The following is a 13,130-nucleotide window of genomic DNA, read 5'->3' as shown; positions in this document are numbered from 1 at the left end:
TCATGTCCTCGCGGCGGATTCTCAGTGCTTGCTTAACGATTATGAATCGTAGTTATCCGAAATGTGCATAACGTCGTTGGTAGCGAACCTGGTTGCTTGACGAAAATAAAACAACCGGACGCGCGAATGAAAATTCATAAAACGACGATGTATCTTGATATGTAGTTTGTCCAGAATCCGCGTTCCGCGCGTGCCTTCCGTTTTGAGCAGGCATCAGCGCTCAACCGGAACGGACTCTCATGTTTTCTCTCCCTCTCAGGCGCGCGCCCCTCGCGATCGCCGTTTCATTACTGGCTGCCGGTACATCTGCGCACGCCTATGTTCTCGTACCCAGCGGTACACGTATCGTCACCACCCAGACTGCTCCCGATGACTACGAACTCCAGAACGCTGCCTCGCTGGAAGTGCAGTCAGGCGCGACGGTGTACGGTGTTCGCACCGGCTATACCGGCGCCGGTGCACAAGTCATGCTGGACTCGGGCGCGCAGATTTCCACCCACGGTCTACTGGTCAACAGCGGATCGGTCGATGTCGCTACAGCATCGGCCCCCGGCGTCCAGACGATCATTCGCAACGACGGTACGGCCAGCGATCTGGGCGACGCGGTCCGCCTGAAAAACGGCAGCACGGGAACGCTGCGAAACGTGCTGCTGGAAAGCACGGCGGGCAATAGTTACGCCGGCCTTCAGGCAGAAACGAATTCGACGGTATTGGTCAGCGACGGCATCATCCGCAGCGCCGGATGGGGCGTGCTGGACGGGACGGGCGCGCAGATCGACCTGCAACGCGTGACAGTCGAAGCTGGCGCGAACACCGGCGCGTTCATCAGTGCCGGCGCACAGATGACTGCCACCGATAGCAGCATCACCGGCCCGAAAGGGGTCGAAGTGCGTCAGCAGAATTCGAGCTTTACCGGCCACAACACCGCGATTACCGCGACGACCGGAGCTGGCGTGACGATGGTCGGCGACGCGTCGGTCGTGCTCGACAGCGGTTCATCAGTTCAGGGCGCAACGCACGGCATCGTCGCGGCGTTGATTCCAGGTGCGACGCCCGGCAATAACACGATTAACCTCACGGACACATCCGTCAATGGCGCGAATGGTTCCGCGATCTTTGCTTCGTCGGCAAGTCACACCGACATCACGGTTGCGGGATCGAGCGTGCTGAACGGCTCGGACGGAAACGTATTGCACGTCGGACCCGGCAGCACAGCGAATTTCAATGTCATCGCTTCGAACCTTCAGGGCAATGTGACTTCCGACGATCGCCTGGGCGCCAATATTTCGCTCACGAACGGCGCGACGCTCACGGGTAACCTGATTCGGGTCGGAGACGTTTCTGTCAGCAACGGCGCCGCGTGGAACCTCACACAGAGCAACACGATTGGCAGTTTGAGCCTGAGCGGCGGCACGGTTGTCCTCGATACCGGCGTCGACAAGACACTCACCATCGCAGGTAACCTCAGCGGGCAAGGGACATTCGCAATCCACACGGATCTCGGCAACGTGCACGGCGATCTGATCGACGTGCATGGCTCCGCATCGGGTCAACATCAACTGCAGGTGCGCAATACCGGGCGTGAACCCGACGCGCCGGGCGGCAAGCTGATGGTCGTGCAGACTGCAGGCGGGCCGGCCGCGTTCTCGCTTAAGGGCGACAAGGTCGATGCAGGTGTCTACGAGTATCGCCTCGCGCAGCAGGGCAACGACTGGTATCTGCAGAACACGGCAGTGAATCCCGTTACCCCCGTTGATCCGGTCAACCCGGTTGATCCGTCGGACAACACGCCTGATACGCCCTCGTCGAACACGCCGGACAACAAGCCCGTGATCACGCCATCCGCTGCGACGATCCTGGGTCTCTTCACTGCACCCGCCACGGTTGCTTACGAGCAGATGGACGTACTGCGCACGCGCATGGGTGAGCTTCGTCGCGACGAACAGGGCAGCGGTGCATGGGCGCGCGGCTATGGCTCACGCTATCGTGTTTCAAGCGCAGCGGGCCAGCCGTTCACGCAGGACCAAAGCGGTGTCGCGATCGGCGGCGATCGCAAGATTGCAGTGACGGGCGGCAAGGTGCTCGTCGGCGGCAGTTTTGGATACACGAACGCAAACCTGACGTTCGCGCCGGGCGCGGATGGCGTCGTGGAAAGCCAGACGCTGGGCGGCTACGTCACGTGGCTGCGCGACGACGGCTACTACGCCGATGCAGTGCTGCAGGCGAGCCGCTTCGAGAACCGCGGCAACGCAACGATGAGCGACGGCGTTCGCACACACGGTAGCAACGTGAACTACGGCCTTGGAAGTTCGCTGGAAGTGGGCCGTCATATCGGCGTGCAGGACAACTGGTTCGTCGAGCCGTACGTGCAGCTCGCAGGCCTGTTCTCGAGCGGCAGTAGCTTCGCGCTTGATAACGGCATGCAGGCCACTAACGGCCGTAACGCCTCACTGCAGGCAAAGATCGGCGTGGCGGCGGGCAAGGATTTCAAGCTCGATGAAGGCAGCGTGATCCAGCCTTACGCGAAGGTCGCGTTCATCAACGAGTTCGCGCACAGCAACCCCGCGTACGTGAACGGCATTGAGTTCTCTACCGATCTCGCGGGGCCGCGTGGCGAACTGGCAGTCGGCGTTACGGCGCAGGTCAAGAAGTGGTTCCATCTGTTCGCCGAATACAGCTACTCGAAAGGCGACAAGATCGAGAAGCCGTGGGCGCTGTCGGGCGGGATGCGTTACGTCTGGTAAGCAGCGGGTCGCTATTGAGAAGGCCGTCGTGGATGTTCGCGACGGCCTTTTTTTTGATGTGTTACCGCGACTTGAACAGGTTTGCTTGAGCTCTGATTGCGGCGTCCAGCGTCTGGCAATCGGGCAATACGCGGCTCACGCAGTCGATAAACGTCCTGCAACGCGACGAGAGTAAAGGCGCCTGCGGTTCGACGAGCGTAGCGGCCGGGTGTTGAAGCGCTGCGTGGTCAAGCAGCGCTTCCGGAATGGCAGTCTCACCGCGCAGGCGCAGCAGCATCAGAAGCTCGATCGGCATCGCCTGTTCAACAGGGTGGTCGAAATCGAACCGCATCTGCCCGGAGTCGAGGCGGCAATGCGACAGATGTCGGTCCGCGAGCTGCACAGCAAGTGGCATGAACGTGGATTCGGTCGCATTCCACAGGTCGATGATGTCGACGAGCAATTCCTCGCCTTTCTGGAACGTGCACGGTACGACGGGCACGTTCAGCCCCTTACCCGCCACGCTAACGATCATCCCTGTAATCCCGCCCGGCACCGGGCGTCCTGCGTGATCGACGTCGCTGCCAAACCAGCATTCGAGCACATGCGCGGCAAGATCAGACCAGCCGAGCGTCACCAGCATTGCGATCAGCAACGCCATATCGCGATCGTAGATCTGGCGGCGACGCGGGCCTCGCCAGACATCTTCGTAAATCGCAAGGGCATAGGTGCCCGCGAGCGCTTCGAGAACGCCCTTCCTCAAAGCATGCCAGTCGGGTTCAGGCGTGTTCTCTGCGCCGTTTAGATCGATACCGCGCCACTGACGCAATCGTCCTAGCCAGTAAAGCGGCCGCGCTGCGCTTGGGAGCGGAATGGCGGATGGCGCGCGGAAGAAATCTTTCAGTGCGTCGCGATGCATGCCGTCAAGTGCGGACGCTTCGGCGTATGCGGCATGAAGGATTGTTTGACGTCGTTCGTCAGGATCGGATGTAGGTGGATTAAACAACGAGAAGGCCCCGGCAGGTGTGCGTTTGACCGTTGACCATACGGAGTTGCAAAGGCTTTCGCCATCGTAGGTTTACGAATTTCCGACGTGTTCGCCCTATAACGCGTAACTCCAAAACAGAAAAGCGCTTTTCTAAAGCACTAATTCGAGATTTAAAGATTCTGCGATTCAGAAGACTCCCTGGTTCTTCCAAACTCAATGCATCGAGACAAGCGTCGTTGCAATCAAGCCGCGACCGAACCTAAGGAGCCTCAATCATGAAATCGATCAACTTCAAACTCCGCAACGTGGTTGTTGCTGCAGCCATGCTCGCGGGCTTCGCGAACGTTGCAATGGCAACCGGCATGGTGCCGGAAACGTCGGTGGTCCTCGTCAACGAAGCAGATGGCGAAGCAACCATGAACGTGAAGAACAGCGAAAGCACGCCGCAGCTTCTCTACACGTCGGTTACACACATTGAGGAAGACCAGGAAAACCTCGTCGTCGTGACGCCGCCTGTTGCACGTGTTGAAGGCAACCAGACGCAAACGGTGCGTTTCGTGTTGCAGAACAAGACGCCGTTGACTGTTGAACGCCTCGAACGCGCTGTCTTCGAAGGCATTCCCCCGCGTGATCCGAAGGCAGGCGCCCGCGTGACGATGACCGTCCGCCAGGATCTGCCGCTCGTGATCCATCCGAAGGGCCTCGCAGTCAATCGCGAACCGTGGAAGGAACTGAAGGTTTCGATCACTGGCGACGAGCTGACGATCGAAAATCCGAGCGCCTATGTCGTGCGTCTCGCACAGACGGTGCAGTTGCAGCCGCAACAGAAGAACGTCGAACTGCCGCGTCCTTACGTGCTGCCGAAGACGAAGGTGACCGTGCCGCTGAAGGGCGCAAGCGCAGCAGCGACCATCGCGCGCCTGTTCCCGGCCACGACATACGGCTACTCGGTTGATCCGTATGACGCGCCTGTTACCTCGGCTTCTGCAGCGGCAACGCAGACGCAAGCAACAGTACCGGCCTCGCAAGTATCGGTCTCGAAGTAATCGGTTTAGGGACGTTCGACATCATGAAGCTCAACCCACATGCCTCCAGCAGGCAAAGCAGGCAAGGAGGAAAGACCACCCTCAAGCTCGCTCCAATCGCAGTGGCCGTGACGTTGATGATGGTCGGCGTCGCTACAGGCAATACGTTCGCAGCAGAAGCGAACAACGAAGCAACCATCGTCGAAGCCAACGCTGGCTTCGACATGGAAATGCTGAAGTCCCGTGGCATCGATCCGAAGGTCGCCGAATACTTCAAGGATGCCCCCCGTTACCGTCCGGGTATCAGCAACGTCACGTTGCTGGTGAATGGCAGCAAGAAGGGCACGGTCGCAGCGCGCTTCGACGAACAGGGCAACCTGTGTTTCGATCCGAAGTTCATGGCGCGTGCTGGCCTGCAAATGCCTAAGGGCTCCGCTGAGGAAAAGGAAGTTAACGCAACCGGCAAGAAAGGCGCGCAGAGCGATGACTCCGCCGCCGCCCTGTGCGTGGACTTTCTTGCCGCATGGCCGCAGGCCATCGTGAAACCGTATCCGAATACCTCGACGGTTGAGCTTGTGGTGCCGACCGACGCGCTGCGTCCGGAGGCACTGACTGACACGAACTACACGACCGGTGGCACGGCAGCGTTGCTGAACTATGACCTGCTTGCTATCGGCAATCACGGCAGCGGAACCAGCTCACAGTATTTCTCCGGTGCAACGGAACTCGGCTTTAACGCCGGCGACTGGATCGTGCGCAACCGCAGCATGTACACGAACGATGGGAAGCACTCGCAGTTCGAACACCTGTATGCCTACGCACAACGCACGTTCGCCGACTACAAATCGGTATTCCAGACGGGCGAGGTCAATGTCAGCAATTCGATCTTCTCGGGCATGTCGATTTATGGCGCGCAATGGGTGCCGGAAGCTGCGCTCACGCGTACTGGCACCAACGCAGCCGCGCAGGTAACAGGAATCGCGCAATCGACGGCGCGTGTGGAAGTACGCCAGGCTGCCGCGCTGATTTACTCGACGGTCGTGCCGCCGGGCCCGTTTTCGCTCAGCAATCTGCCGCTGCTCAACGGCACGAACGATCTCGAAGTGACGGTTATCGAAGCGGATGGCTCTTCCCGCAAGTTCATCGTGCCGGCGGCTTCGCTGTCGGCCGGTTCACTGGGTATCGCGCCGGGTTATTCGTTCGCGGTAGGCAAACTGCGTGACCTTGGCACCGATCCGGCGTCCAAACCGTGGATGGCAACGGGCACGGGTACGTGGTCAATCGGCAAGAACTCCAGCGTGACGGCCGGCGTGCTGGGCGCGACAGACTATCAATCGATCGGCTTCGGCGGTCAGACGACGATTTTCGATCGCACAGCGATCAGCGCGCAGAGCACGTGGTCGAACGCGACCCGTGAAGGCTTGCGCGGCGGTCAGGCAACGGCATCGATCAGCACGCCGATTACGGAGTCGCTTTCGCTCAATGCATCCGCCAGCCTGCAAACGCCGGGCTACCGTACGCTGACCGATACGACGCAGGACACGACCCAGAACTGGAACGACAACCACTATCGCGCGCAGTACACAGCATCGGCGGCGTGGTTGCATCCGTGGCTTGGCGGCTTTACCGCCGGCTATACGCGCTCGAACCTGTTCAACGGCCAGACTTCACAACGCGTGACCGGCTCGTGGGGGCGCACGTTCAAGTACGCGACGGTCAATCTGAACATTGAGCACGCGGTGGGCGGCGGCGCGACAGGCAACAGCGGTAACTCGGTCTACCTGACGGCGACGATTCCGTTCGGCAAGCGCAGCGTGAAGACGTACGTGAATTCGACGGATGGCAATGCACGTGTCGGCGCAACGTATAGCGAAGTGGTCAGTGACGAACTCAACTACACGCTGAACGGCGAATTGCAGCCGAACAGCGGCACCGCTTCGAGCAGCGCAACTGCGTCGATTACGCCACACTACACGCAGATGAACGTGGGCGTGACGCAAAACGGCACGAACTCGACGTCTTACAACGCGGAACTGCGTGGCGGTGTCGTGGCGCACAAGCATGGCGTGACGTTCTCGCCGTATCCGGTGAGCGACACGTTCGGCATCGCAAAGACGAGCGATGTGGCGGGCGTCAAGATTTCGACGCCGCAAGGTCCGGTATGGACGGACTTCTGGGGCCAGGCAGTGATCCCCACGGAAGCGGCGTATTCGACGAGCCGTATCGAAGTGTCGGGCAAGACGCTGCCCCGCAACGTCGATATCGGCAACGGTTTCGCGCAGGTGAACCCGGGTCGCGGCTCGGTGAACTACGTGAACTTCGACATCGTCAAGGTGCGCCGCATCCTGCTGCGCGCCATCGACAAGCGCGGTCAGGTTCTGCCGAAGAACGGGTCAGTGCTCGACAAGGACGACAACTACCTCACCACTGTGCTCGACGACGGCAACATCTTCCTGAATGGGAACGAGGGTGAAAACCTGAAGGTCGTGGATCTGGATGGCAACCGCTGCTCGCTCGACTACAAGCTGGCCGAGAAGCCGGACCTGAAGAGCTACTTTGAAAATGCAGAGGCAGTGTGCCAGTAAGGCCGCGCCTTCACACAGGAGAAACGTCATGAAAATCAAACTTTATCCGATGCGCGTGCTGGGCAATGCCGTGATGCACGTTACAGCCGCCGCTTTGCTTGCGATGGGCGCGTGTACCGCCGCACAGGCGCAAGGTCCGGGCGAATGCCAGATGACCGTGAACGAAAGCTCGGTCGACTATGGCGTGTTCACCCGCTACCAGCTTCAGGGCGACAACCCGCAGGCTCCGACGCTGAGTCTCGGCAAGCGTCAGCTGACGCTGAACGTGAACTGCCGGATGCCGGTGACGATGTCGGTGGCTTTCCGCAGCGGCGCTAACGGTGCGGACTACAGCTTCGGCAACGGTGGCACCGTCGCGGTGAGGATGGCGAATGCGCAGGTCGACGGTCGGCCCGCGATGATCGGTAGCGCCGCCGGCGTGGGCATGCTGCCGGCGAGCCCCGCGGCTGTCGCGCAGTTTGCGCCGGGTCAGGTGATCGTGCCGGTCGTCGACGGCCGGCCCGCGAAGGGGACGAGTTTCTCCGCGCAGGTCGAAGTTGATCCGCGTGTGCCTGCCGCCAACGCGAAGGTGGCTGGCCGCACGAACCTCGAAACGAACGGGACGTTCCAGCTCATTACTCAGTAACTGTCGCGCTGTTGATCCTTACGCCGGCGGCTTTTGTGCGCCGGCGTTTCTGTTTCATCTAAACCCGCGACGCCGTTTCCGGATGCGCTTAACAGGCAGTCGCGGGCGTGCGTCGAACAGTCCTGCTAACCATGAAAGAAGTCCGCTTTATGCCTGCCGTACTGCCCATCGTGGATTTCCGTTGCCGCTTCATCAGCGTGCGGCGTGATCCGCTCTTCGTTACCCCTTCTGATCGCAAGAGCATGTCATGACGACGAAAACAGGGGCGCTGCTGATACACGGCCTCGGCGGCACTGAATACGATCTCGGCGGTTTGAAAAAGATGCTCGGCAAAGCCGGGATCGACGCACATGCGATCCTGCTGCCGGGCCACGGCGACACGCCCGAACGTCTCGCGACGATTCGTGCCGAAGACTGGCTCGCCGCCGCGCTTGCACGATACAAAGAACTCGCCGCGCAATACGACGAGTTTCACATCATCGGCATGTGCATGGGCGCGTTGGTGAGCATTGCGCTGTGCGACGCCGTCGCGCATACGAAGGGCCGTCTGGTGCTGCTCTCGCCGCCCGTTCATATCGATGGATGGAAGGTTCCCTGGTACGGCGCGATACGCCATCTGCTCTATCGCATCCCCGGGCTCGCGCGCCGGATGAAAGTGCGTGAAGCGGAGCCGTTCGGCATCAAGAATCCGCTAATGCGTGGGATCGTCCGGTCGCGGATGGAGCGCGGGCACAATCTTCACTATCGATGGGTGCCGCTCGCGTCGGTGAGGCAGGTCGACCGGTTGCGTCGGCGGGTCAAGCGTTGCGCCGACCGCATTGCGTGCCCGACGGTCATCGCTCACGCGCGCGCGGATGAGCTCACGAGCCTGCGTTCGGCGACGTTCCTCGAAAGCAGGATCGCCGACGCGCGTACCGTGGTGCTGGAGAACAGCTATCACATGATCTGTATCGACAACGACAGTCATCTCGTCGAGCAGACGGTGCTGAAGTTTCTCGGTCTGCCGGCGCAGGCGCCGAGCCGGTTTTCGCGCAGGTTGCTGGAACGGGCCCGCGCAGCGTAACGCAAGGATACGGCGCCGGTTTGATGCAAGAAGACCGGAGGTCAAATCGCCGCAAAAGGTCGCATGCGCAACGCGCGGCCGCTATCTAAATCCCGCCGCCACGCGTCCCATCTCTTCGATACCACTGTCGAAAAGCCGCGAAAAATACGGAATCATGTTCGGCAGCATGAGCTGCACGAGCAGCAGGCCGACCAGCATCGTCAGCGGCAGGCCGACCTGGAACACGCCGATCTGCGGCGCCGCGCGGTTGAGAATACCGAGCGCCAGGTTGGTGATCAACAGTGCCGTCACGACCGGCATCGCCAGCAGCAATCCCGAAGTCAGCACCGTGCTGCCGTAGGCGGCCAGCACGCGCCAGCCGTTCGCTCCCAGCATGTTCGCCGAAACCGGAATCGACTGGAACGTCGCAATGAGCGCGCTCAGCATCTGCAGATGGCCGTCGAACGCGAGGAACGTCAGCATCGCGATCGTCCACATGAAGCGCGACAGCACCGCGCTCGAGCCGCTCGCATGCACGTCGAAGAACGTCGCGAAGCCGAGACCCATGCTGAGACCGATGATGTCGCCGGTTGCCTCGATAGCGGCGAACACGATCTGCATCGTGAAGCCGAGCGCAATGCCGATCAGGAACTGGTTGACGATGATCCACACGCCTTCGGCCGAAAACACCGTGGCCTGCGGCAGCGCACCGAGCGTCGGCGCGACGATGAGCGTGACGAAGGCGGCGAGACTCACTTTCACGCGCACGGGTACAGACGTGTCGCCGAACGCGGGCGCAACCGCCACGAGCGCGAGAATCCGCACGAACGGCCAGAGGAACGCGGTAAGCCAGGTGTTCAGCTGCGCGTAGGTGACGGAGAACATGGCGGGACGTGTAGCCGGAAAGCGGTCAGCTGGCGAGCGACGGAATGCTCGTGAACATGTGACGCATGTAGTCGAGCATCGTCGTGAGCATCCACGGGCCGGCGATGACGAGCGTGATGAGAATCGCGATCAGCTTCGGGATGAACGACAGCGTGGTTTCATTGATCTGCGTCGCGGCCTGGAACAGGCTGACGAGCAGCCCGACGACGAGTGCGACGAGCAGCAGCGGCGCGGCCAGCACCATCGAAACGTACATCGCCTGGTGGGCGAGCGTGGTGACTGTTTCTGGCGTCATGGCCGGTCTCCTTCCTGTGCGCCGTTCACGTTCCGATGAAGCTCTGCGCGAGCGAGCCGAGCAGCAACTGCCAGCCGTCGACGAGCACGAACAGCATCAGCTTGAACGGCAGTGAGATCGTCGCGGGCGAGATCATCATCATGCCCATCGACATCAGCACGCTCGCCACCACCATATCGATGATGAGAAACGGAATGAAGATCGTGAAGCCGATCTGGAAGCCGGTTTTCAGCTCGCTCGTGATGAACGACGGCACCAGCAGCGACAGCGGCACGTCTTCCGGTCCCTGCATCGGCGGGGCGTGAGAAATTCGCGCGAAGAGCGCGAGATCGCCTTCGCGGGTCTGGCGCAGCATGAACGTCTTGAACGGCAGCACGCCGCGCGCCACGGCCTGATCCATCTGTATCGTGCCGTCGGCGAACGGCTTGTAGCCGTCGGTGTAGGCCTTGTCGAGCACCGGCGACATGATGAAGAGCGTCAGGAAGAGCGCGAGGCCGACCAGCACCTGGTTGGGCGGCGTCGAGTTCGTGCCGAGCGCCTGGCGCAGCAGCGAGAGCACGATGATGATGCGCGTGAAGCTCGTCATCATCAGCACCATCGCCGGCAGGAACGTCAGCATCGTGAGCAGCAGCATTGTCTGCACGCTCAGCGAGTACGTCGTGCCGCCGTTCGGGCCGGGGCTCGTGTTGAAGGCGGGCAGCCCGGCTGTCTGCGCGAACGAGAGCGCCGGCAGCGTCAGCAGCAAGGCCGGCAGTGCGAGCGTGGCGATGCGCTTCAGCACGGTTCGGGTCTTTGTCGGGACGTGGCGGGTCGGCGCGCAGACGTCCTGCGCTTCACGATGATTGAACTGCATTTACTGTTCTCCGCTGACGCTTCGCTGGAAACGTTTGCCTGCTTCCTGTTTCAGCGCGTCGCGAAAGCGTTGTCCGAAGGAGCCGGGGAGGGTGCCGGACGCAGCGGGTGCGCCGGGCGTCACGAAACCGGCCTCAGCCGAACCTGCCGGCATGGTGTGCAGCAGCCGGACGTTGCCAGGCGCCGTGCCGAGCACGAGCCACGTATCGCCGATTTCGACGACCGCGACACGCTCCTTGCCGCCGAGCGATACGCCGCCGATCGTCTTCACGAGACCGCCGCGTTGCGACGGTTGCAGGCCGAGGCGGCGCGCGAGCCACGCACAGCCGAATACCAGTCCGATCACCACCGCCAGGCCGACGACCGTCTGCAGCACCGCACCGACGCCGAGCGACGGCACGGCCGTTCCCGCACCCACGCCCGACGCGATTTTCGCGGCGTTGTTGACCGCGTTCATGTCGGCGGCGTGAGCCGGCAGCGCTATCCAGGCGCCGGCAGCGACGCAGGCTGCCATCAGCGAGGCGAACCGGGCGCGCGCGGCGAGCGGCAAGCCGCCCATTGCGAACGCAGCCCGGCGGGTGAGGCGTTTCATCGGTTCAGCTTCCGGATACGCTCGGACGGCGTGATGATGTCCGTCAGACGGATCCCGAACTTGTCGTTCACGACGACCACTTCGCCCTGCGCGATCAGGCAACCGTTGACGAGCACGTCCATCGGTTCGCCGGCGAGGCCGTCGAGTTCCACGACCGAGCCCTGCGCGAGTTGCAGCAGGTTGCGGATCGCGATTTTCGTGCGGCCGAGCTCGACAGTCATCTGGACGGGGATGTCCAGAATCATGTCGATGTCGTTACGCGTCGTCGTCGGTTCTACTTTCGACAGCGGCTGGAACACGCCTGCTGCGGCCGGTTCCGGTTCCGGGTTGCTGTTCTGCTCGGCGAGCGCGCTTGCCCAGTCATCCATTGCGATATCGTCTTCTTCGGTTGTGGCGGCCGCGGCTGCTGCTGCGGCCAGTTGCGGCTCGCCGACGGGCAGCTCGCTCTCCGGCGTGGGGTTCAGCTCACTCATATCCACCTTCCTTCATCGTGTCGGCTGCGCTGATCATTTTCTGGACCCGCAACGCGTACTGACCATTGAAAATTCCGTAGCCGCATTCCATCACCGGTACGCCATCCACTTTCGCCGTGAGGGTCTCGGGGATGTTGACCGGCAGCACGTCGCCCTTGCGCATGTTCAGGATCTGCTGGAACGTCACGGGCATGCTGGCGAGATCCGCCGTCAGTTCCACTTCGGCCGTTTGCACCTGTTGCGAGAGCACGCGTACCCAGCGGCGGTCGATGTCCATCGCTTCGCCCTGGATCGGCGACGACAGCGTGTCGCGGATCGGTTCGATCATCGAGTACGGCATGCAGATGTGCAGCGTGCCGCCGGTCGAGCCGAACTCGATCGAGAACTGCGTGACGATGACGATTTCGTTCGGCGTGGCGACGTTGGCGAACTGCGTGTGCATTTCCGAGCGCACGAATTCGAACTGCAGCGGGCGCACGTTCTTCCACGAAGCCGTGTAGTGCTCGAACACGAGGTTCAGCAGCTTGCCGATGATGCGCTGTTCGGTGGCCGTGAAATCGCGGCCTTCGACGCGTGTATGGAAGCGGCCATCGCCGCCGAACAGGTTGTCGACGACGAAGAACACCAGATTCGGATCGAACACGAACAGCGACGTGCCGCGCAGCGGCTTCACGTGGACGAGGTTCAGGTTCGTCGGGATCGGCAGATTGCGGGTGAATTCGCTGTACTTCTGGACCTTCACCGGGCCGACGGAGATTTCCGCCGTGCGTCGCATGAAGTTGAAAATGCCGATGCGCAGGAGGCGCGCGAAACGGTCATTGATGATTTCGAGACCGGGCATCCGGCCGCGAACGATACGTTCCTGCGTGGCGATGTTGTACGGGCGAACGCCGGTACGGTCCGTGGAATCGGATTCCGTGTCGGATTCGCCGGTGACGCCCTTGAGGAGGGCATCGACCTCCTCCTGGGACATGAACTCTTCGTGGCCCATCCTGTTCCTCGTGCGTCCCGTGACGGTTATTGTTGGCAGTTACGCGGCACTGCG

The 13,130-nt window shown here is 61.6% G+C and carries 12 protein-coding genes; 5 read left to right on the top strand and 7 right to left on the bottom strand.

What is annotated here, in order from left to right:
• The first annotated feature begins 239 nt into the window (after positions 1 to 239).
• On the top strand, positions 240 to 2,744 hold the full coding sequence (locus tag LPA34_RS16255; RefSeq protein WP_228979924.1) for an autotransporter outer membrane beta-barrel domain-containing protein: 2,505 nt from the start codon (positions 240 to 242) through the stop codon (positions 2,742 to 2,744).
• 61 nt (positions 2,745 to 2,805) lie between these two features.
• On the opposite strand, the gene LPA34_RS16250 is transcribed toward LPA34_RS16255, so the two are convergent.
• Positions 2,806 to 3,642: a hypothetical protein gene (locus tag LPA34_RS16250; protein WP_228979921.1), complete on the bottom strand. Its 837-nt coding sequence runs from the start codon at positions 3,640 to 3,642 to the stop codon at positions 2,806 to 2,808.
• Between the two features lie 344 nt (positions 3,643 to 3,986).
• Between LPA34_RS16250 and LPA34_RS16245 the strand changes: the two genes are divergently transcribed.
• From LPA34_RS16245 to LPA34_RS16230, 4 genes are all read left to right on the top strand, one after another.
• The gene (locus LPA34_RS16245; RefSeq protein WP_228979917.1) at positions 3,987 to 4,757 is read left to right on the top strand and encodes a fimbria/pilus chaperone family protein; all 771 of its coding nucleotides are present in this window, start codon (positions 3,987 to 3,989) and stop codon (positions 4,755 to 4,757) included.
• Between the two features lie 23 nt (positions 4,758 to 4,780).
• Positions 4,781 to 7,321 carry a fimbrial biogenesis usher protein gene (locus LPA34_RS16240; protein WP_228979914.1) on the top strand — a complete coding sequence of 847 codons (2,541 nt, stop codon included), beginning with the start codon at positions 4,781 to 4,783 and terminating at the stop codon, positions 7,319 to 7,321.
• 28 nt (positions 7,322 to 7,349) lie between these two features.
• Positions 7,350 to 7,946 (top strand): DUF1120 domain-containing protein, encoded by a 597-nt coding sequence (locus LPA34_RS16235; protein WP_228979909.1) that lies wholly within the window; start codon positions 7,350 to 7,352, stop codon positions 7,944 to 7,946.
• Between the two features lie 247 nt (positions 7,947 to 8,193).
• Positions 8,194 to 9,009 (top strand): alpha/beta hydrolase, encoded by an 816-nt coding sequence (locus LPA34_RS16230; RefSeq protein WP_228979906.1) that lies wholly within the window; start codon positions 8,194 to 8,196, stop codon positions 9,007 to 9,009.
• An 81-nt stretch (positions 9,010 to 9,090) separates the two neighbouring features.
• Here the strand turns inward: LPA34_RS16230 and fliR are convergent, their stop codons facing one another.
• The 6 genes from fliR to fliM are packed head-to-tail and all read right to left on the bottom strand — an operon-like array spanning position 9,091 to position 13,076.
• The gene (gene fliR / locus LPA34_RS16225) at positions 9,091 to 9,873 is read right to left on the bottom strand and encodes a flagellar biosynthetic protein FliR (protein WP_228979904.1); all 783 of its coding nucleotides are present in this window, start codon (positions 9,871 to 9,873) and stop codon (positions 9,091 to 9,093) included.
• A gap of 25 nt (positions 9,874 to 9,898) precedes the next feature.
• Positions 9,899 to 10,168, bottom strand: coding sequence for a flagellar biosynthesis protein FliQ (fliQ, locus tag LPA34_RS16220; protein WP_228979902.1), 270 nt, complete (start codon positions 10,166 to 10,168; stop codon positions 9,899 to 9,901).
• A gap of 25 nt (positions 10,169 to 10,193) precedes the next feature.
• Positions 10,194 to 11,021, bottom strand: a complete 828-nt coding sequence (gene fliP / locus LPA34_RS16215; RefSeq protein WP_228979901.1) for a flagellar type III secretion system pore protein FliP — start codon at positions 11,019 to 11,021, stop codon at positions 10,194 to 10,196.
• Positions 11,022 to 11,612, bottom strand: coding sequence for a flagellar biosynthetic protein FliO (gene fliO, locus LPA34_RS16210; RefSeq protein WP_411178999.1), 591 nt, complete (start codon positions 11,610 to 11,612; stop codon positions 11,022 to 11,024).
• Positions 11,609 to 12,085 (bottom strand): flagellar motor switch protein FliN, encoded by a 477-nt coding sequence (gene fliN / locus LPA34_RS16205; RefSeq protein ID WP_228979900.1) that lies wholly within the window; start codon positions 12,083 to 12,085, stop codon positions 11,609 to 11,611. Before fliN ends, fliO begins: the two co-directional genes overlap by 4 nt.
• Positions 12,078 to 13,076 (bottom strand): flagellar motor switch protein FliM, encoded by a 999-nt coding sequence (fliM, locus tag LPA34_RS16200; RefSeq protein WP_228979898.1) that lies wholly within the window; start codon positions 13,074 to 13,076, stop codon positions 12,078 to 12,080. Before fliM ends, fliN begins: the two co-directional genes overlap by 8 nt.
• Positions 13,077 to 13,130: the final 54 nt, after the last annotated feature.

Source organism: Paraburkholderia gardini, assembly GCF_907164575.1.
GTDB classification, from domain to species: Bacteria; Pseudomonadota; Gammaproteobacteria; order Burkholderiales; family Burkholderiaceae; genus Paraburkholderia; species Paraburkholderia gardini.
Note: the sequence above shows the minus strand (reverse complement) of the source record. Positions and strands in the feature narration are given on the sequence as shown.